The sequence below is a fragment of the Fuscovulum blasticum DSM 2131 genome (genome assembly GCF_003034965.1).
Taxonomy (GTDB): Bacteria; Pseudomonadota; Alphaproteobacteria; order Rhodobacterales; family Rhodobacteraceae; genus Pseudogemmobacter; species Pseudogemmobacter blasticus.
Genome location: NZ_PZKE01000030.1, coordinates 1 through 18,184, shown reverse-complemented (window position 1 = coordinate 18,184; position 18,184 = coordinate 1). Strand labels below are relative to the sequence as shown.

The 18,184-nt window shown below is 70.3% G+C and carries 16 protein-coding genes, 1 pseudogene and 1 riboswitch; of the genes and pseudogenes, 3 read left to right on the top strand and 14 right to left on the bottom strand.

Features of this window, described 5'->3' with window-relative positions; genetic code table 11:
• Window positions 1–224, bottom strand: a pseudogene (locus tag C5F44_RS16905) (hypothetical protein); the annotation flags it as partial.
• Window positions 225–345: 121 nt separating this feature from the next.
• A complete protein-coding gene (rpmB, locus tag C5F44_RS16900) occupies window positions 346–633 on the bottom strand; it encodes a 50S ribosomal protein L28 (protein ID WP_107674744.1) in 288 nt (95 codons plus the stop codon).
• 253 nt (window positions 634–886) lie between these two features.
• Here rpmB and C5F44_RS16895 point away from each other — a divergent pair, with 253 nt between their 5' ends.
• Window positions 887–2,485 carry an ABC-F family ATP-binding cassette domain-containing protein gene (locus C5F44_RS16895; RefSeq protein ID WP_107674743.1) on the top strand — a complete coding sequence of 533 codons (1,599 nt, stop codon included), beginning with the start codon at window positions 887–889 and terminating at the stop codon, window positions 2,483–2,485.
• 3 nt (window positions 2,486–2,488) lie between these two features.
• Here C5F44_RS16895 and meaB read toward each other — a convergent pair whose 3' ends face one another.
• The 9 genes from meaB to rimO all read right to left on the bottom strand — a co-directional run bounded on the left by meaB (window position 2,489) and on the right by rimO (window position 12,638).
• A complete protein-coding gene (meaB, locus tag C5F44_RS16890; RefSeq protein WP_107674742.1) occupies window positions 2,489–3,475 on the bottom strand; it encodes a methylmalonyl Co-A mutase-associated GTPase MeaB in 987 nt (328 codons plus the stop codon).
• A gap of 142 nt (window positions 3,476–3,617) precedes the next feature.
• Window positions 3,618–3,977 (bottom strand): diacylglycerol kinase, encoded by a 360-nt coding sequence (locus tag C5F44_RS16885; protein WP_107674741.1) that lies wholly within the window; start codon window positions 3,975–3,977, stop codon window positions 3,618–3,620.
• Between the two features lie 34 nt (window positions 3,978–4,011).
• A complete protein-coding gene (locus C5F44_RS16880) occupies window positions 4,012–4,392 on the bottom strand; it encodes a YigZ family protein (protein WP_107674740.1) in 381 nt (126 codons plus the stop codon).
• A gap of 86 nt (window positions 4,393–4,478) precedes the next feature.
• A complete protein-coding gene (metK, locus tag C5F44_RS16875; RefSeq protein ID WP_107674738.1) occupies window positions 4,479–5,645 on the bottom strand; it encodes a methionine adenosyltransferase in 1,167 nt (388 codons plus the stop codon).
• A gap of 7 nt (window positions 5,646–5,652) precedes the next feature.
• Window positions 5,653–5,701, bottom strand: a riboswitch (SAM-SAH riboswitch).
• Window positions 5,702–5,736: 35 nt separating this feature from the next.
• Complete coding sequence (gene lnt / locus C5F44_RS16870) at window positions 5,737–7,221, bottom strand: apolipoprotein N-acyltransferase (protein WP_107674736.1); 1,485 nt, start codon at window positions 7,219–7,221, stop codon at window positions 5,737–5,739.
• A gap of 5 nt (window positions 7,222–7,226) precedes the next feature.
• Window positions 7,227–8,126 (bottom strand): transporter associated domain-containing protein, encoded by a 900-nt coding sequence (locus tag C5F44_RS16865; RefSeq protein WP_107674734.1) that lies wholly within the window; start codon window positions 8,124–8,126, stop codon window positions 7,227–7,229.
• Window positions 8,127–8,166: 40 nt separating this feature from the next.
• Window positions 8,167–8,670, bottom strand: coding sequence for an rRNA maturation RNase YbeY (ybeY, locus tag C5F44_RS16860; protein ID WP_107674732.1), 504 nt, complete (start codon window positions 8,668–8,670; stop codon window positions 8,167–8,169).
• A gap of 53 nt (window positions 8,671–8,723) precedes the next feature.
• On the bottom strand, window positions 8,724–11,135 hold the full coding sequence (gene hrpB / locus C5F44_RS16855; protein WP_107674730.1) for an ATP-dependent helicase HrpB: 2,412 nt from the start codon (window positions 11,133–11,135) through the stop codon (window positions 8,724–8,726).
• Between the two features lie 132 nt (window positions 11,136–11,267).
• Entirely contained in the window at window positions 11,268–12,638 is a 1,371-nt protein-coding gene (gene rimO, locus C5F44_RS16850) for a 30S ribosomal protein S12 methylthiotransferase RimO (protein ID WP_107674729.1), read from the bottom strand.
• Between the two features lie 193 nt (window positions 12,639–12,831).
• Here rimO and C5F44_RS16845 point away from each other — a divergent pair, with 193 nt between their 5' ends.
• Entirely contained in the window at window positions 12,832–13,860 is a 1,029-nt protein-coding gene (locus C5F44_RS16845) for a hydroxyacid dehydrogenase (RefSeq protein ID WP_107674727.1), read from the top strand.
• Window positions 13,861–13,887: 27 nt separating this feature from the next.
• Here the strand turns inward: C5F44_RS16845 and C5F44_RS16840 are convergent, their stop codons facing one another.
• Complete coding sequence (locus tag C5F44_RS16840; RefSeq protein ID WP_146161977.1) at window positions 13,888–14,070, bottom strand: hypothetical protein; 183 nt, start codon at window positions 14,068–14,070, stop codon at window positions 13,888–13,890.
• 251 nt (window positions 14,071–14,321) lie between these two features.
• On the opposite strand from C5F44_RS16840, the gene C5F44_RS16835 reads away from it, so the two are divergent.
• Window positions 14,322–16,334, top strand: coding sequence for an AsmA family protein (locus C5F44_RS16835; protein WP_107674723.1), 2,013 nt, complete (start codon window positions 14,322–14,324; stop codon window positions 16,332–16,334).
• A gap of 69 nt (window positions 16,335–16,403) precedes the next feature.
• Here the strand turns inward: C5F44_RS16835 and C5F44_RS16830 are convergent, their stop codons facing one another.
• Both C5F44_RS16830 and C5F44_RS16825 read right to left on the bottom strand, forming a co-directional pair.
• Window positions 16,404–17,444 (bottom strand): cytochrome-c peroxidase, encoded by a 1,041-nt coding sequence (locus tag C5F44_RS16830; RefSeq protein WP_107674721.1) that lies wholly within the window; start codon window positions 17,442–17,444, stop codon window positions 16,404–16,406.
• A gap of 362 nt (window positions 17,445–17,806) precedes the next feature.
• Window positions 17,807–18,184 (bottom strand): GcrA family cell cycle regulator (locus C5F44_RS16825; RefSeq protein ID WP_219908698.1); only part of this gene is annotated, 378 nt, incomplete at its 5' end.

Sequence of the window (18,184 nt, the reverse complement as noted above, 5' to 3'; positions counted from 1 at the left end):
GGCGACGCGGCAAGTGCCAGCCCGCCCAGCACGCAATCGGGGCAGGCAAAGGCCTGGCGGACCGGCCGGCCATGGGAATCCAGCGTGATGGTGGTGGTTGCCCCGTCGGCACAGATCTCGACCGTGACGGCGCCCTGCGCCTGCGCCCGGCCGATGGCGGCATGGGACGTAGTCAGCGCCACGGCCAGCGCAAGGATCAGGCGAAGGACAAGGACGATCCGCATGTGCCCAGTCTAGCGGCTGGGCGGGGCGGGGGCCAGCGCAGATGCGGCGGCGGGGCGCTGCAAGGACAAAAAGCCCCGTGCGGATACCGCACGGGGCCTGTCTGTCACGAAGATGGAAAGATCAGGCCGCGGCCTGGGCCTTCTCGATCTCGCGCTTGATCTTCAGGGCGTTGGACGACAGTTCGTCATCCTTGGCCTTGGCCAGGAACGCATCCAGACCACCGCGGTGATCGACGGTGCGCAGCGCCGCCGCCGAAATGCGCAGCGAGAACGAGCGGCCGAGCGCGTCGGATTGCAGCGTCACCTCGTTGAGGTTCGGCAGGAAGCGGCGCCGGGTCTTGTTGTTGGCGTGGCTGACCATGTTGCCGGTCATCGGGCCCTTGCCCGTCAGTTCGCAGACGCGCGACATCGTGGTTTTCCTTCAGCTTTGGCAATGGGACAAAGCGCGGAGAATCCCCCGCCGTCCGAATTCGATTGCGGGCGTGTAAGTTGAAACCGAGGCGGCGTCAAGCGATTCACCACCACGATGGCGGGGCGGCTTGCAAATCCGGGCCGCGCCCTTACCTTGGCAGCACGCCTTTTGCAGGATCGAAGGACCGCCGCAATGGACAAGACGCTTTTCGCCCGAATCCCCCCGGTTTCCCAGCGAGAAGAGCTGTCTCATGCCTGCTGCCTGCATCACCCTTTCGAACCTGAGCTGGTCCACGCCTGACGGCCGGCCCGTCCTTTCCAACCTGTCGCTTACGCTTGGGCCTGAACGCACCGGCATTGTCGGGCGCAACGGCTGTGGCAAGACCACGCTGCTGAAGCTGATCGCGGGCCGGTTGCGCCCGACGGCGGGCAGGCTGCAGGTGGCGGGCCGCATCGGGGTGCTGCGGCAGGATATAGGGGCGCATCCGGGCGAGACGGTGGCCGATCTGTTCGGCGCGCGGGCGGGGCTGGCGCTGCTGGAGCGGGCCGCCACCGGGCAGGCCGGCGCGGAGGATCTGGCGGCGGCCGACTGGACCCTGCCCCAGCGGATTGAGGCGGCGCTGGGGCGTTGCGGGCTGGAGCTTGGCCCACAGACGCCGCTGGCGGCGCTGTCGGGCGGCCAGCGCACCCGCGCGGGGCTGGCGGCGCTGATCCTTGACGCGCCGGAATTCCTGCTGCTGGACGAACCGACCAACAATCTGGACACCCCGGGCCGGCAGGCGGTGGCCGATCTGCTGCGCGGCTGGCGCGGCGGGGCGGTGGTGGTCAGCCATGACCGCGACCTGCTGGACGCGATGGAGGCGATCGTGGAGCTGTCGCCTTTGGGCGCCGCGCGATACGGCGGCGGCTACAGCGCCTTTGCCGCCCGCAAGGCGGAGGAGCTGGAGGCCGCGCGGCACGATCTGGCCGAGGCGGGCAAGGCCGAAGCCGAGGCCCGCCGCCGCGCCCAGCAGGCGGCCGAACGCAAGGCCCGCAAGGATGGCGCGGGCCATCGCGCAAGGGCAAAGGGCGGCCAGCCGAAGATACTGCTGGATGCGGCGAAGGGACGGGCCGAGGCCTCGGGCGGGGCGAACCTGCGGCTGCGCGAGGCAAGGCTGGCCGAGGCGCAGGCGGCCCTGTCCGGCGCGCGCGACCGGATCGAGGTGGTCGAGCCGCTGCGGATGGAGATTCCCGCCACCGGATTGCCGCCGGCGCGGTTGGTGCTGCGGCTGGAGGCGGTCAGCGGCGGCCACGATGCCGCCCGCCCGACGATCCGCGACCTGTCGCTGACGCTGACCGGGCCCGAGCGGCTGGCCGTCACCGGGCCGAACGGCAGCGGCAAGAGCACGCTGCTGGCGCTGATCGCGGGGCAGATGGCCCCGGTTGCCGGGCGGATTGACCGGCCGGTGCCCTGCGCGCTGCTGGATCAGGCGGTGGGTCTGCTGGACCCGGGCCAGACGCTGCGCGAGAACTTCCTGCGCCTGTCGCCGGGGGCCGGGGAAACCGCCTGCCGCGCGGCGCTGGCACGGTTCCGCTTTCGCGCCGGCGATGCCCTGCGCCGGGTGGACGGGCTGAGCGGCGGCGAGCGGTTGCGCGCCGGGCTGGCCTGCACGCTGGGCCAGCCGCAGCCGCCCGCGCTGTTGCTGCTGGACGAGCCGACCAACCATCTGGACCTGGACGCGACCGAGGCGCTGGAGGCGGCGCTGGACGCCTATGACGGGGCGCTGATCGTGGTCAGCCACGATGAACGCTTCCTGCGGGCGCTGCGGCTGACGCGGCGGCTGGATCTGGGCGGGCGGTGGCGCGGCTGAGGGTCAGGCGCCGGGGGCGCCGCGCCCCAGCAGGGCCAGCATTTCGGCCGCCGCCGCTTCGGGCGGGCGGGTGCCCTGCCCCACCTCGGCCGCCAGCCGGGCCATCACGCCCCTGGCCGGTTCGCGGTCCAGCACGGCCAGCAGGCCCTGCCGCACCTCTTGCGTGAACCAGTAGCCGGCCTGATCGGCGCGGCGGCCGTCCCAATGGCCATGGGCGCGGCGCCAACCGGCCAGCGTCTGCATCTCGGCCCAGGCGGTGGCCAGGCCGGCGCCCGACACCGCGCTGACCGGCATCGCCTTGGGGAAGCCGTCGGGGTCTTGCGGGCGGCGGCGCAACAGGCGCAGCGCGCCGGCGTAATCGGCCACGGTGCGGGTGGCGGCGGGCAGCAGGTCGCCATCGGCCTTGTTGACCAGGATCAGGTCGGCCATTTCCATGATGCCCCGCTTGACGCCCTGCAATTCGTCGCCGCCCGCCGGGGCCATGAGCAGGATGAACAGGTCGCACATCTCGGCCACCATGGTTTCGGACTGGCCGACGCCGACCGTCTCGATCAGCACCACGTCAAACCCGGCGGCTTCGCACAGCGCCACCGCCTCGCGCGTGCGGCGGGCGACGCCGCCCATCTGGGCCTGGCTGGGCGATGGGCGGATGAAGGCGGCGGGGTGGCGCGACAGCCGTTCCATCCGGGTCTTGTCCCCCAGGATCGAGCCGCCCGACCGGGCCGAGGACGGATCGACCGCCAGCACGGCCACGCGCAGCCCGGCCTCGACCAGCAGCATCCCGAAGGCTTCGATGAAGGTGGACTTGCCCACGCCCGGCGTGCCGGAAAGGCCCAGCCGCAGCGCCTGCCGGTCGCGGCCCAGCGCGGAGAGCAGCGCCACCGCCTGCGCCCGGTGATCGGCGCGGCCGCTTTCCACCAGCGTGATCGCGCGGGCCAGCGCCCTGCGGTCGCCGCCCCGGATCGCCGCCGCCGTTCCTGCGATGTCCATGCCGCGCCTCCTTCGCCCTTGCCGGTTTCTGCCCGACCGCGCGGCGAAGTGCCAGAGGAAGTGACATCCGGCCCGGCCAAGGGCGGGGGCGCCGCCCCCGCACCCCAGGGATATTTGGGGACAGATGAAAGGGCGGGGCCGGTCAGCCGATCAGGATCACCACCCAGGCGACACCCGCCGCCAGGGCGGCCAGCGCGACGCCGGCGCTGCCGCAATCCTTGGCCTTGCGGGCGCGGGGGTGGGTGTCGGTCGAGATGTAATCGACCACCTCCTCGATCGCGGTGTTCAGCAGTTCCGCCGCCAGCACCAGCAGGCCCAGCCCCAGGATGACCGCGCGTTCGCCCGCCGTCAGGTCAAGCGAGAACGCCAGGGCGGCCGAGGCGATGTTCAGGATCGTCCATTGCCGCAGCGTCTTTTCGCTGGCCCAGGCGGCGCGCCAGCCGTCCCAGCTCCAGATCACCGTATTGGCGAAGCGGCGTGCCTCGCCCCGTAGGAATTCCATGACCGGCGCCCTCCCCTGCTCCGAGACTGGCAGATTAGCGGGCCTTCCGCCATGCGTCGAGCCAGGCGCGCACGCAGGTCACCACATGGGCGAAGCGGTCGCCGCCCAGATGGGTGCCGCCATACCAGCGGGTGACGACCACGACATGATCGGTCAGCCCTTCGCGTTCCAGCATCCGCAGGATCACCGCGCCGGCGCCGGATTCGCCATCATCGTTGCGCATCGGCCCGCCGTCCGACAGCACGGCGGCCCAACTGTTGTGGGTGGCCTTGGCAAAGCGTTTCTCGCGCTTCAGCCCGGTCAGGAAGGCATCAATCCCGGCGCGGCCCTGCACCGGGCCGCCGCTGACCGCATAGCGCGAGCCGCGGTCACGGACCACATCGTCAAGCCGGATCGCGCCGGGGGGAAGCGTCATGGCTGTGTCCTGCGGGCCAAGGAAAAGGGCGCCCGGTCGGGGCGCCCTCTCCGGGTTACAAGTCCGGGTTACGGGTCGCGGGCGGATCAGACCGCCTTTTTCAGCGCCTCGACCAGATCGGTCTTTTCCCAGCTAAAGCCGCCGTCCTCGGTCGGGGCGCGACCGAAGTGGCCATAGGCCGCGGTGCGCTGATAGATCGGGCGGGTCAGGTTCAGGTGGGTGCGGATGCCGCGGGGCGTGAGGTCCATCACCTCCATCACGGCGCGTTCGATCTGCGCCTCGTCCACCTGGCCGGTGCCATGGGTATCGACATAGATCGACAGCGGCTTGGCCACACCGATGGCATAGCTGACCTGCAGGGTGCAGCGGTCGGCCAGACCGGCGGCGACCACGTTCTTGGCCAGATAGCGCGCGGCATAGGCGGCCGAGCGGTCAACCTTGGTGGGGTCCTTGCCCGAGAAGGCGCCGCCGCCATGCGGGGCCGCACCGCCATAGGTATCGACGATGATCTTGCGCCCGGTCAGGCCCGCGTCGCCGTCCGGGCCGCCGATCACGAAGGTGCCGGTCGGGTTGACGTGCCATTCGGTCTTCTTGGTCAGCCAGCCTTCGGGCAGGACTTCGCGGATATAGGGTTCCACGATGCCGCGGATGACCTTCGAGGTCTGCCGCTTCGAGGTGTGCTGGGTGGACAGCACGATCGAGGTCACCTCGATCGGCTTGCCGTCGACATAGCGCAGGGTGAGCTGGCTTTTGGCATCCGGGCCCAGCGTCGGTTCCTTGCCGGATTTGCGCACCTCGGCCAGGCGGCGCAGGATGGCATGGGCATACTGGATGGGGGCCGGCATGTATTCGGGCGTCTCGCGCGTGGCGTAGCCGAACATGATGCCCTGATCGCCTGCGCCGTCACGGTCCACGCCTTGCGCGATATGGGCCGACTGTTCGTGCAGGTAGTTGTGGATCTTGATCTTTTCCCAGTGGAATTTCTTCTGCTCATAGCCGATGTCGCGGACGCATTCGCGGACGATGCCGTCGATGCGCTGCATCATCTCATGGGTCTTTTCCTTGCTGGACAGGCCAACCTCGCCGCCCACCACGACCCGGTTCGTCGTTGCGAAGGTTTCGCAGGCGACACGGGCGTTCGGTTCGATCGTCAGGAAAGCATCCAGAACGGCATCCGAAACGCGGTCACACAGCTTGTCGGGGTGCCCCTCCGAGACGGACTCGGAAGTGAAGACATAGTTCTTGCGGGTCATTGGGAAGTGCTCCGTTGGTTGATCCCCGTCACGCCAGGAAGCCGTTGTGACAGTTCGATAGCGGCGGACTTACGCGCCACAGATACAACAATCAAGCGCCATCGCGCCGCAGGCGGACCAGACCGGCCAGGGCGAGCCCCGCCAGCAACAGCAGGGCCAGCGGCCAATCGCCGATGCGCGCATAGGGCGTGGCGGGCAGCGGCCCGGGCAGCGGCACATCAAGCGTGCCGCGCGCGCCCAGTGGCAGAAGGGCGGGGGCGCCGTGCAGGTCTGTCACGGTGCGGCCGCGCGCATCTGTCACAAGCGACACGCCGGTATTGGCCACCCGCACCAGCGGCAGGCCCAGTTCCACGGCACGCAGCCGCGCCTGGGCCAGATGCTGATAGGGGCCGGTCAGGGTGCCGAACCAGGCATCGTTGGTGATCTGCAACAGCCAGTCGGCGCGGGGCGCGGCAATCAGCTCTTCGGGGAAGATCGCTTCGTAACAGATGACCGGCAGGGCAAGGCCGGTGCGCGGCGACAGCGCCACCGCGTTGCGGGTGGTGCCCGCCGCATAGGCCGCGCCGGTCTGTGCGGCAAAGGCCCGCAGGCCGAAGGTTTCATAGGCCCAGTCACCGAAGGGGACATATTCGCCGAAGGGGACAAGGTGGATCTTGTCGAAGACCGGGGCGATGCTGCCGCCCGGCCCGATCACGGCAAGGCTGTTCCAGCCAAGATCGCCTTCGACCCGCTGGATGCCGGCGGCCAGCGGCGTGCCGCCCGCCACCGCCGCCATGGCGAGCGCCGCGCCCTGCCCTTCGTTCAGCAGGAAGGGAACAGCGGTTTCGGGCCAGACGATCAGGTCGGCCGGCGCATCGGCCGACAGGGCCAGCAGGATGTCGAAATTGGCGCGGGCCTCGTCCGGGTCCCATTTCAGGCTTTGGGCGATGTCGGGCTGCACCAGCCGCACCACGCCGCCGGGGGCCGCCGGTTCGGGAAGGGACAGCCGGTGCCAGGACCAGCCGCCCGCCACGGCCAGCACCAGCGCCGGCACCGCAAGCCCGCGCCGGCCCCAGGCCAGCGGCGCCGCCAGCGCCAGCAGCGTGGCCGCCGTCAGGCCGTTGGCCCCGATCAGCGCGGCGGTCTGCACCAGCGGCGTCTCGGTCCAGATGTGGCCGGGCAAGGCCCAGGGAAAGCCGGTCAGCACAAGGCCGCGCGCCAGTTCCGCCCCGGACCAGGCCAGCGCGACGGTGACCGCGCCACCGCCCAGCCGCCGGGCCAGCCAGCCGGCCGCCCCCCAGAACAGGCCCAGCCCGAAGGCGATGCCCAGAATCGCGAAGGGCGCCATCCAGCCATGGCGCCAGGGATCAACGAAGAACGGCTGCACGATCCAGCTTAGCGCAAAGGCGAAATGCCCCGCCCCGATCAGCCAGCCCCGGCGAAAGGCCGCGCCGGGCGTGGGCGCCGAGGCCATGCGCCACAGCGCCAGCGCCAACCCGGCCAGCGCCACCGGCCAAAGCCCGAGAGGCGCCTGCCCGAGGGCAATCGCCACCCCCAGCGCCGCATCCCGCAGCGCCGTTCTTTGGCCGGGGCGCATGGCGGTCAGGGCTCGGCCGGGGCCGTGCCGCGCCCGGGCAGCCGCAACCGCAGCCGCTTGATGCGGCGGGCATCGGCATCGACGATCTCGATCTGCGCGCCGCTTTCGTGATCGACCACCTCGCCCCGTGCCGGCACGCGGCCGGTGCGCAGGAAGACCAGCCCGCCGATGGTGTCGATCTCGTCGTCATCCTCGCCGGTGCGCAGTTGCAGGCCCAGCGCCTGTTCCAGCTCTTCCAGCGGGGCGGTGGACTGGGCCAGGATCACGCCGGGGCTTTCCTCTTTCCACAGCGCGCTTTCATCCTCGTCATGCTCGTCCTCGATCTCGCCGATGACGGTCTCGATCAGGTCTTCGATGGTGACCAGACCATCGACCCCGCCGTATTCGTCGATCACCAGCGCCATATGGACGCGCTCTTTCTGCATCTTCTGCAGCAGGACGCCGGTCGGCATCGAGGGCGGCGCGTAAAGGATCGGGCGCAGCAGGCGCTTCAGGCTGAAGCGGCCGCTCTGGCCGAAGCCGTGCTGCAAGGCCAGATCCTTGAGCAGGACAAGGCCCTGCGGATGGTCAAGCGTGCCCTTGTAGACCGGCACCCGGGAAAACCCGTGTTCCCGGAACACCTCGACCAGATCGTCCTTGCCGATGTCCAGCGGCACGGCCACGATCTCGGCCTTGGGAATGGCCACGTCATCCACCCGCATCCGCCGCAGGGCCCCAAGGCCCGGCGAGGTGGCGATTCCCGGCGCCGGGGCGGCGGGATTTGCGGTTTCGGAATCGTTGTTCGGGGTGAACGCGGAAAGGAGCCGGCCAAAAAACCCGCGTCCCGCGGGTTCTGCCGGAGGTTCGTCGGTCAACTGCGGCTGCGCCTCAGGCGCGGCGGAAGACCCATCGCTGCTACTGCCCATCTGTCCTTTGTCCAGAACGCACCCGTCTTGCGGGCGCGTCTCAATATGGGTCGGAAACACCAAGCTGCGCAAGTATGCGCACCTCATGCGCCTCCATCAGCGTGGCATCTTCGTCCTCGACGTGATCATAGCCCAAGAGATGCAGCACGCCATGCACCATCAGATGCAGCACATGGTCGGCCATGGGCTTGCCCTGTTCCCCGGCCTCGCGGGCGCAGGTTTCCCAGGCGATGGCAATGTCGCCCAAGGATTCGGGATCATCCGGCGCGCCCGGTTCGGGGCGTTCCGGCTCGGCGCCGATCACCTCGGCGGCGCGTTCGTCTGAGGGCCAGGACAGCACGTTCGTCGGCTGCGGCTTGCCGCGGAAATCGGCGTTCAGCACCGCGATGCGGGCATCGTCGCAGCCCAGAACCGAGATCTGGAAACCCGCTTCCGGCAACCCCAGCCCCGCCAGCACGGCGCGCGCCGCCCGTTCGGCCGCCTGATCAAGCCCGAAAGCCTGCCAGCGCGCATCCTCGATCACCGTTTCGACCAGACTGTCCATGCCCCGCCCCTACCCCGAAACCCTGCCCCGCTCAAGCCATTGCCAGGCCACGGTCAGGTGCCCCGCGGCTTGGCGCGCAGCGTGGGTTCGGCCCGGGTCGGATCGTCCGGCCAGGGATGGCGCGGATACTGTCCGCGCATGTCCTTGCGCACATCGGCGTAGGACGTCGCCCAGAACCGGGGCAGGTCCAGCGTCACCTGCACCGGCCGCTGCGCCGGGGACAGCAGCGTGACCCGCAGCGGCAGGCGGTGCTGGCCCACGGTCGGGTGCCGCGTCACGCCGAACATCTCTTGCAGGCGCACCTCGATCGACGGGTGATCGCCGTCATAGTCGATGGGCACCGAGCGCCCCAGCGGCGTGGTGAACTGCGCGGGCGCGAGCCGGTCCAGATCGGACCGCTGGCCGTGCGACAGGCGGGCCAACAGGGGCTGGGTCAGGTCCAGCGCGGCCAGATCGGCCGCGCTGCGCTTGCCGTCAAGATAGGGCAGAAGCCAGTCTTCGGCACTGTCCAGCAGGGCGGTCTCGGTCACCTCGGGCCAGTCCTCGCCCCGGGCCAGCGCGATGCGCGCCCGCAGCCGGCGGGCGGCGGGTGTCCAGGGCAGGCCCAGCGCCCGCAGGCCTTCAAGCGCAGCACGGGCCAGTGCCTCGGGCGGGGCCTCGGTCCAGGGCCGGTCGTCCAGCACCAGCGCACCGAACACCTCTTGCCGCCGCGCCTGCACCCGGCCTGTGCGGCGGTCCCACTCCACCGTGTCGCGCCAGTTGATCGCCCCGCCATGCAGGGCACGCAGATCGGCCTCGTCCAGTTCGACCGCCTGCCGCACCGCCGCCTCGCGCGGGTCGCCGTCCAGGTCGGTGGCCACGATCAGCCGCGCCTTCGCCAGCGGCGTGCCTTCGGGCAGCAGCGCCCCCTTGCCACCGGACAGCAGGTAACGCGGCGCCTCGCCCTTGCGGCGCAGCCCGATCCGGTCGGGATAGGCCAGCGAGGCCATCGCGCCTACAGACACCCCCGCCCGCGTGCCTTGCGGCGCCGCGCGGGCCAGCCGCTTCGCCTCGACCCGGATACGCTCGATGGTGGCGCGATGCGCCTCGGCGGGGGGGCGATCCAGCGCCTTCAGCCGCAGCATCAGGTCAGGCCCCGCGCCGCGCAGCGGATCGCGCTCTTCCAGCAGGGCGGCCAGCGGGGCCGCCGCCGGCCCGGCCACCATCAGCATATGCGCCAGCCGCGGATGCAGCGGCAGCGCCGCCAGCGCGCGGCCATGCGGGGTGATGCGCCCCTGCCCGTCCAGCGCGCCCAGCCCGGCCAGCAGCGTCCGCGCCTCGGCCAGCGGGCCGGGGGCGGGGGGCGTCAGGAAGGCCAGCGCGTCAGACCCCCAAAGCGCCAGTTCCAACGCCAGCGGCGTCAGATCCGCCGCCTCGATCTCGGCCGGGGGATAGGCCCGCAGGCCCCCTTCCTCGCCTTTGGCCCACAGCCGGTAGCAGATGCCCTCGGCCACCCGTCCGGCCCGGCCCCGGCGCTGTTCGGCCTCGGCCCGGGTCACCCGCTCGGTCACCAGCCGCGACATGCCCGAGGCGGGGTCGAACCGCGCCCGCCGCGCCCGGCCGCCGTCCACCACGACACGGATGTCGGGCAGCGTCAGCGAGGTTTCGGCAATGGCGGTGGCCAGCACCACCTTGCGCCCCGGCGCCGGGGCCAGCGCGGCCCGCTGGGCGGCAAAGTCCATCGCCCCGAACAGCGGCCGCAGGCTCAGGCCGGGCAGGCCCTGCATCTGCGCCTCGACCCGGCGGATTTCGCCCTCGCCGGGCAGGAAGACCAGAACGCCGCCCTCGGTTTCCTCAAGCGCCTGCCGCAACAGGCCGGCCACCGCCGCCTCGAACCGCAGCGAGGCATCCACCGGCCGGCCCAGCCAGCGGGTTTCCACCGGAAAGGCGCGGCCTTCGGCGGTGATGACGGGCGCGTCGCCGATCAGCGCCGCCACCGGCGCGGCATCCAGCGTGGCCGACATGACGACCAGCGCCAGATCGGGCCGCAGCGCCGCCCGCACCTCAAGCGCCAGCGCAAGGCCAAGGTCGGCCTGCAACGACCGTTCGTGGAATTCGTCGAAGATCACGCAAGCCACGCCGGGCAATTCGGCGTCGGACTGGATCATCCGGGTCAGGATGCCCTCGGTCACCACCTCGATCCGGGTCGCGGCAGAAACCTTCGCCTCGCCCCGGATGCGGTAGCCGACGCGCTGGCCGACCGGCTCTCCCAGCGTTTCGGCCATCCGTTCGGCAGCGGCGCGGGCGGCCAGACGGCGCGGCTCCAGCATGACGATGCGGCCGGAAAACAGGCCCGAGGCCAGCAGGTCAAGCGGCACCACGGTGGTCTTGCCGGCCCCGGGTGGTGCTTGCAGCACGGCCGCCCCGCGCGTGGCAAGGGCCGCGCGCAGATCGGGCAGGATGGCGGTGACGGGCAGGTCGGTCATGCCGCCTCATGCCATGGCGGGCGGGTTCTGGCCAGACCGGCGCGCGGGGCGCGGGGAGAAACGCCCCTGCCCTTTCACCTGTCCTGAAATATCCCGGGGGTGCGGGGGCAGCGCCCCCGCCCCGGCCAGCCGTCAGACGCGGCGGCCCCAAAGATCGTAATCGGCGGCCTCGTCCACCTCGACCGTCACCCTGTCGCCGGGCCGCAGATCCTCGAACCCCTCATCAATGAACAGGTTGCCGTCGATTTCCGGGGCATCGGCCCTGGTGCGGCAGGTGGCGCCTTCGGCATCCACCTCGTCCACGATCACCTCGATCCGGGTGCCGACGCGGGCCGCCAGCTTCGCCTCGGAAATCGCCTGCGCTTTTTCCATGAAGCGGGCGTAGCGGTCTTCCTTCACCTCTTCTGGCACATGGTCGGGCAGGTCGTTCGAGCGCGCGCCCTTGACGTTTTCGTAGCGGAAGGCGCCGACGCGGTCGAGCTGCGCCTCGTCCAGCCAGTCCAGCAGGGTCTGGAACTCGGCCTCGGTCTCGCCGGGATAGCCGACGATGAAGGTCGAGCGCAGCACGATGTCGGGGCAGGTGCGGCGCCAGGCGGCGATCTCGTCCAGGGTGCGGGCGGCGGCGGCGGGCCGGGCCATCCGCTTCAGCGTGTCGGGGTGGGCGTGCTGGAAGGGAATGTCGAGATAGGGCAGGATGCGCCCCTCGGCCATCAGCGGCACCAGATCGCGCACATGCGGATAGGGATAGACGTAATGCAGCCGCACCCAGGCGCCAAGGCTGCCCAGATCGCGGGCGAGGCTGAGGATCGGGAACTTCTCGTCACGACCCTTCCAGTCGGTGCCATAGGCCGAGGTGTCCTGGCTGATGACCAGCAGTTCCTTTACCCCCGCCTCGACCAGCTTTTCCGCCTCGCGCAGGATGGCCTTGGCGGGGCGGCTGACCAGGCGGCCGCGCATGTCGGGGATGATGCAGAACTTGCAGGCGTGGTCGCAGCCTTCGGAGATCTTGAGATAACTGTAATGCCGGGGCGTCAGCGAAACGCCGGTGGCGGGCAGCAGATCGACAAAGGGGTTCGGCGCCGGGGGGGCGGCGGCATGGACGGCATCCAGCACGGCCTCATACTGATGCGGGCCGGTGACGGCCAGCACGCGGGGGTGTGTGCCGGTGATCATCTCGGGCTCGGCGCCCAGACAGCCGGTGACGATGACCTTGCCGTTTTCGCGCAGCGCCTCGCCGATGGCGTCCAGGCTTTCGGCGCGGGCGCTGTCGAGGAAGCCGCAGGTGTTCACGATCACCGCGTCGGCGCCCTGATAATCGGGGCTGATGGCGTAACCTTCGGCGCGCAGCCGGGTGAGGATGCGTTCGCTGTCCACCAGCGCCTTGGGGCAGCCAAGCGAGACCATGCCGATCCGGGGCTGGCCGGGGCGGGCGGGGTCGGCGGCAAGCCGGGCGCGGGCAAGGTCGGGGCGAAGATCGGGCGGGTTCTGGGTCATGCGCCGCATATATCGCAGCGCCCGGGGCGGGGATAGGGGGCGCCGCAGGACGGGGGGCGCTGCCCCCCCGCGGGCCAAAGGCCCTTCCCCCCGGGGTATTTGGACCAAGGGGAAGACACCGGACCTGCTGCGATGGGGATGCACCGTTCGGGCTTGGTGGGCGGGGCCCGGGGCGGCTAGGGTTCCGCCCGGAGGTGGAGCCATGACCGATTCCAGACCGCTGGTGATTTCCTGTCCGCTGCCCCGGACGCTGGACCTGATCTTCACGCCCCAGCGTCTGGCCGGGCTGCGCGCCCGCTATCGCCTTGTCGAGACGGTGGATGAGGAACTGGCCGCGCTGCCGCCCGAGGTGCTGGCCGAGGCGCGCTACATCATCGGCCAGCCGCCGCTGAGCGAGGCGACCCTTGCCGCGATGACCGGGCTGCGCTGCATCTTCAACGTGGAATCGAACCTGCTGCCGAACATGCCCTATGACGCCGCCTTTGCCCGCGGCATTCATGTGGTGACGACGGGGGCCGTCTTTGCCGAGCCGGTGGCGGAGATCGGGCTGGGCTTCGCGCTGTCGCTGCTGCGCAACATCCACGGCGCCGAGGCGGATTTCCGCGCCGGGCGCGAGTTGTGGGGCGGGGACGGCAACGCACAGGCGCGGCTGCTGACCGGGGCCGAGGTGTCGATCATCGGCTTCGGCGATCTGGGCCGGGCGCTGGCGCGGGTTCTGGCGGGGTTCCGGCCGCGGCTGTCGATCCATGATCCCTGGCTGCCGGAAGCGCGCATCCGCGAGGCGCGGGCGCGGCCGGTGGACCTGCCGACGGCGCTGCGCGAGGCGGAAGTGGTCTTCGTCACGGCTGCGGTCACCTCTGAAAACCGCGGGTTTCTGGGCGCGGAGGCCTTTGCCACGCTGCGGCCCGGGGCGGCCTTCATCCTGCTGTCGCGTGCCGATGTGGTGGATTTCGACGCACTGCTGGAGGCGGTGGCCAGCGGGCGGATCGTGGCGGCGACGGATGTCTGGCCCGAAGAGCCCCTGCCCCGCGATCACCGGGCGCGTGCCCTGCCCGGCCTGCTGAAAAGCGCCCACCGGGCGGGCGCGCTGGACGTGGCCTTCCAGCGGATGGGCGAGATGGTGCTGGCCGACATGGACCTGATCGACCGCGGCCTGCCGCCCAACCTGTGCAAGCGCGCCGAACGCGAGACGGTGGCGCGGATGCGGTCGCGCCCGGTCAGCCGGAACTGAGGGCCGGCGCCGGGAGGGACAGGAGATTCAGCCCTTGGGCAGGGTCTTCATCGACTGCCGCGCGCCGAACCGCAGGCCAAGGCGGATGAGCAGGATGTTGAACACGGCGGTCCCGAGGCCCAGAGCGACGAAATGGGTGATGGGCAGCAGAAGGGCGATCATCGCCGCAAAGACGGCGGCATAGATCCCGATCAGCGAAACAAATGACATCGGCGATGCAACCGGCGCGCTGCGGCTTTCCGTTTCCGCCATTCCGGGCCCTTGCATGGAACTTGCGTCCATCACGGCGCGCGTATCCTGCTTCCCGCCATGGGCGAAAGCCGTGGAAACCCTGCCCCGGCGCGGTGCCATCTGGCCGCAAGGTCGCGGCGGTTTGATGCCGCGGGTGGTGGCTGGTTCTTGCCGAAGGGGGGGGCGCCAGCCTAGCATGGTTTGAAAAGTATAAACGAGTGGAGGCGTCGATGCGGTGGCTGCTTCGGGCGGTGGGCGCGATCCTGATCCTTGTGCTTCTGGGCGCGGGGCTGTTGCTGATGGTGCCGACCGAGCGGGTGGCCCAGGCGGCGGCCCAGCAGTTTGAAAAACTGACCGGACGCGCCCTGACCATCGAGGGCAAGGTGACGCCGCGGTTCTGGCCGGTGCTGGGCGTGACCACCGGCCCGGTCAGCATGGCCAATGCCGACTGGTCCAAGGAGCCGGGTCCGATGTTCGCGGCCGACGGGCTGGTGATCGAGATCAACGCCTCGGCCCTGCTGGGGGGCGACATCCGCATCCTGGGCCTGCGGGCGGAAAACCCGCGCATCCTGCTGGAACGGGCCAAGGACGGGCGCGAGAACTGGGTGTTCGGCGGCGGCGGTTCGGGCGGCGAGGTCAGCGAGGCGACGCCGGGTGTGGGCAAGTCCTACACGCTGGAGCAAGGCCGGATCAGCGGCGGCACCATCCGCTATATCGACCACGCCAGCGGTCGGCGCATCGCGCTGGACAATGTGGATGCGGTGCTGAAGGTGCCGGATTTCACCGGCCCCTTCACGCTGGAGCTGAGCGCGCTGTCGGGCGGGCAGAACGTGGCGCTGTCGGCGCAGGCGGATGTGTTCTCGGCCTTTACCGAAGGGCGGGTGGTGCCGCTGACGCTGAAGGCCAGCGCCGGCAAGGCGCGGGTGGCGTTTGACGGGCGGGCCGGCTGGAGCCCGCTGGCCGCCGAGGGCACGCTGGAGGCCGATCTGCCGGACCTGCCGGCGGTGGGCGCGGCGATGGGCAGCGCGATCTCGACCCCGCCGCCGGGGTTCGGGGCCGACCGGCTGACGGTGGCGGGGCAGTTGACGCTGGACGGCAGCGGGGCGGCCTATCTGCGCGGGGCGAAGATCGTGGCCGACGCGAATGAGATCACCGGCGATCTGGACCTGAAACCGGGCAAGGACCGGCCGAAACTGTCGGCCCAGTTGCGCAGCGGGCCGCTGGTGCTGGCCGGTGCGGCGGGCGGCAGCGTGCAGGGCGGCGGTTCGGGCGGTGGGATGCAGGCCGCGGGCTGGCCGAAGGACCGGATCGACGTGTCGGCCCTGGGTGCGATGGATGCGGCGGTGGCGCTGGTGGCGCCGTCTGTCGATCTGGGGGTGGCCAAGCTGGGCGAGACCCGCGCGCTGATCACCATCGACCGGGCGCGGGCGGTGTTCGACATCCGGCAGATGGCGGCCTATGGCGGCAGCGTGACCGGGCAGTTCGTTCTGAACGGACGCGGCGGCCTGTCGGTCGGCGGCGATCTGGCGCTGAAGGGCATCGGGATGGAGCCGCTTCTGCAGGACATGGCCGGCTGGGACCGGCTGATCGCGCAGGGCAACCTGACGCTGAACTTCCTGGGGGTCGGCAATTCGGTGGACGAGATCATGCAGGGCCTGAAGGGCAGCGGCAGCCTGAGCCTGGGCAAGGGCGAAATCCGCGGTCTGGACATCGGGGGCATGTTGCGCACGCTGGATGCGGGCTATGTCGGCGAAGGGCAGAAGACCATCTTCGACGGGATCGCGGGCAGCTTCTCCATCGCCGGGGGCGTGCTGTCGAACAGCGACCTCAAGCTGGTGGCGCCCTATCTGACGGCCACCGGCATGGGCGAGATCGGGCTTGGCAAGCGCGACCTGAACTATCGCATCCGGCCGACCGCGCTGACCAAGGAGGACGGCAGCGGCGGCGTCATGGTGCCGCTGTGGATCACCGGAAGTTGGGCCGATCCGACCTTCCGGCTGGATCTGGAAGCCATCGCCCGCGAGAAGATGGAGGCCGAGGCGAAGGCCGCGGAAGAGCGGCTGAAAGCCGAAGCCAAGGCCGCAGAAGCCAAGGCCAAGGCCGAGCTGGAGGCGAAGCTGGCAAAGGAAGGCATCGTTGCGGGCGAAGGCGAATCGCTGGAAGACGCGGTGAAGCGCAAGGCGCAGGACGCGCTGACCGAGGAAGCCGGCAAGCTGCTGAACGGCATCCTGCAAGGCAACTGAAGGCGCGGACGCCGGATGGAAAAAGGGGCGGCCCCGGGGCCGCCCCTTTCCCGTCTGTGCACCTGCGCCTTACGGCAGGACGTTGGTCGTCGGGCGCGGCGTGGCGGCGGTTTCGGCCGGCAGCACCGGCAGGGTCACGGCGGGCATGGTGCCGGTCAGGCTGTCAAGGAAGGCGACAAGCTGGTCGGCCTCGGTGTCGGTGATGGCCTCGCCCAACTGGCTTTCGGCCATGATCTGCACCGCGATCTTCAGATCCCAGACCTTGCCCGAGTGGAAATAGGGCGCGGTCAGCGCGATGTTGCGCAGGGGCGCGGCGCGGAAGACATATTCGTCATCCGCCGTTGCGGTCACGGCAAAGCGGCCCTTGTCGCCGACCGGCAGGATTTCGGCGCCGGGTTTTTCGACCAGACCGAACGGATAATAGCCGTGCCCGCCGATGTTGACGCCCGAATGGCAGGCCGAGCATCCCTTGTCGAGGAACAGCGTCAGCCCGGCCTTGGCCTGATCCGACAGGGCGGCATCATCGCCGTTCAGCCAGGCATCGAACGGGGCGGGGGTGATCAGCGTGGCCTCGAACACCTCGATCGCCTTGGCCATGTTGTCGAAGCTGACCGGATCCACCTCATCCGGGAAGGCGGCGGCGAACCAGTCGTTGTAGGCCGGCATGGATTTCAGCGTGGCAACCACATTGTCCGGCGTGTTCGCCATTTCGACGCCGGCCTGCACCGGCCCCTTGGCCTGCGCCTTGAGGTCATCGGCCCGGCCATCCCAGAACTGCGCCTCGTTCAGCACGGCGTTCAGCACGGTGGGCGCGTTGCGCGGCCCCTTCTGCCAGCCATGGCCGACCGAGGTTTCCATGTTGTCGTCGCCGCCGGTGGTCAGGTTGTGGCACGAATAGCAGGAAAACACGCCCGAGGCCGACAGCCGCGGATCGAAGAACAGCGCCTTGCCAAGGTCGATCTTCGCGGGGCTGGCGGGGTTGTCGGCAACCGCCGGCACGGTGGACGGCAGCGGCTTGAAGGTCTGGGCCGCGCGGTCACGCAAATCATCCGCGGCGGCAGCCCCCGCCAGGGCGGTCGTTGCAAGGGCAAGAGCCAGGATACGTTTCATGATTGGTCCTCTTTCCAGGTCTTTCGCGCAGGGGAAGAAGGGCAGAACCGGCCGGGAAGAGGCCATGACTTAGATCAATTCTAAATCTGACCAAAGTCCGCACCCCAGATAAGCCGCCGCTTACAGGCGCCATTCCTTTGAAAACCAAGGATTTTGTAAAAACTCAGCGCGACTGCGACCCGCCGCCGCAGCCTGAGGCGGCAGCGGGGGCACCCTTGGCTTCCGTGCCAGGGCGAAGCGGTCAGAGCGGATGGTTTTCAAGCAAACGGCCCTGCCGGTGTGCACCAGACAGGGCCGTTGGAAGGGGTGTTCACCTTGGCGGCGGCGATCCCGCAGCCGGAAGATTGCCGGGCGTCGCCGCCTTAGCGGCGGCGATCCCGGCGGGCGCTCATCGGCTGGAAGGCCACGCCGACATGGGCCTCGCAATAGGGTTTGCCGGGAAGGCTGGGCAGGCCGCAGAACCAGAAATCCTCGGTCGCGGGGTCGCCGATCGGCCATTTGCAGGTGCGTTCGGTCAGCTCCATCAGCGTAAGCTTCTTGGCCCGCTTTTCCACCTCGCGCACCGAGGCCAGGGCCTCGGGCGAGATTTCATTCAGGCTGGGCTGCGGCGGCAGCGGCTGGCCGGCGGGCACGATGGCCTTGCGCAGCGGCAGCGGCGTGACATTCGACACCGGCGCCGCGGCTGCGGGCCGTTCGGCGGCCGCGGGGCGCGGCGGCGGGGCCGGCTCGGCCCGGGGCGG

What these genes read in the sequence shown, in the direction of transcription:
- rpmB (WP_107674744.1), bottom strand. Translation starts at nt 633, where the DNA reads ATGTCGCGCGTCTGCGAACTGACGGGCAAGGGCCCGATGACCGGCAAC.
- C5F44_RS16895 (WP_107674743.1), top strand. Translation starts at nt 887, where the DNA reads ATGCCTGCTGCCTGCATCACCCTTTCGAACCTGAGCTGGTCCACGCCT.
- meaB (WP_107674742.1), bottom strand. Translation starts at nt 3,475, where the DNA reads ATGGACATCGCAGGAACGGCGGCGGCGATCCGGGGCGGCGACCGCAGG.
- C5F44_RS16885 (WP_107674741.1), bottom strand. Translation starts at nt 3,977, where the DNA reads ATGGAATTCCTACGGGGCGAGGCACGCCGCTTCGCCAATACGGTGATC.
- C5F44_RS16880 (WP_107674740.1), bottom strand. Translation starts at nt 4,392, where the DNA reads ATGACGCTTCCCCCCGGCGCGATCCGGCTTGACGATGTGGTCCGTGAC.
- metK (WP_107674738.1), bottom strand. Translation starts at nt 5,645, where the DNA reads ATGACCCGCAAGAACTATGTCTTCACTTCCGAGTCCGTCTCGGAGGGG.
- lnt (WP_107674736.1), bottom strand. Translation starts at nt 7,221, where the DNA reads ATGCGCCCCGGCCAAAGAACGGCGCTGCGGGATGCGGCGCTGGGGGTG.
- C5F44_RS16865 (WP_107674734.1), bottom strand. Translation starts at nt 8,126, where the DNA reads ATGGGCAGTAGCAGCGATGGGTCTTCCGCCGCGCCTGAGGCGCAGCCG.
- ybeY (WP_107674732.1), bottom strand. Translation starts at nt 8,670, where the DNA reads ATGGACAGTCTGGTCGAAACGGTGATCGAGGATGCGCGCTGGCAGGCT.
- hrpB (WP_107674730.1), bottom strand. Translation starts at nt 11,135, where the DNA reads ATGACCGACCTGCCCGTCACCGCCATCCTGCCCGATCTGCGCGCGGCC.
- rimO (WP_107674729.1), bottom strand. Translation starts at nt 12,638, where the DNA reads ATGCGGCGCATGACCCAGAACCCGCCCGATCTTCGCCCCGACCTTGCC.
- C5F44_RS16845 (WP_107674727.1), top strand. Translation starts at nt 12,832, where the DNA reads ATGACCGATTCCAGACCGCTGGTGATTTCCTGTCCGCTGCCCCGGACG.
- C5F44_RS16840 (WP_146161977.1), bottom strand. Translation starts at nt 14,070, where the DNA reads ATGTCATTTGTTTCGCTGATCGGGATCTATGCCGCCGTCTTTGCGGCG.
- C5F44_RS16835 (WP_107674723.1), top strand. Translation starts at nt 14,322, where the DNA reads ATGCGGTGGCTGCTTCGGGCGGTGGGCGCGATCCTGATCCTTGTGCTT.
- C5F44_RS16830 (WP_107674721.1), bottom strand. Translation starts at nt 17,444, where the DNA reads ATGAAACGTATCCTGGCTCTTGCCCTTGCAACGACCGCCCTGGCGGGG.